The 342-nt window shown below is 42.4% G+C and carries 1 pseudogene; it reads right to left on the bottom strand.

Annotation, left to right across the window (positions count from 1 at the left end):
* Positions 1-82: 82 nt before the first annotated feature.
* A pseudogene (locus tag I6E38_RS15155) lies at positions 83-342 on the bottom strand (energy transducer TonB); the annotation flags it as partial.

The following is a 342-nucleotide window of genomic DNA, read 5'->3' as shown; positions in this document are numbered from 1 at the left end:
CTCTTGGGAATGGACGCATGAGGCAAATAAACAAAATGCCAATAAACTGAAGAGTATTTTCATAAGCAACAATTCTTTTTATTTACTTCAACTCAAAGGTTGCCATAAGCAGCACCTTATTGCCATCTATGTTTTCTTCATAGAAGAATCGATAGATGCCAGGCTTGTTTGGCAGAATATCGGGAAAAAGATGAGCAGTTATGGTGCCGCTTTGACCATCGCTTAAAACATGACCGATGGCCGTGAACGAGCAATCGGTGGGCACAACGAACCAATTGCCATCCGCTCCTTGGGCTGTGATGCTATATGCTTCGCCATACATGAATTCTTTACCACTATGGT

It is taken from the genome of Leyella stercorea (assembly GCF_021531355.1).
Taxonomy (GTDB): Bacteria; Bacteroidota; Bacteroidia; order Bacteroidales; family Bacteroidaceae; genus Prevotella.
This window is presented reverse-complemented; position numbering and strand designations above follow the sequence as displayed.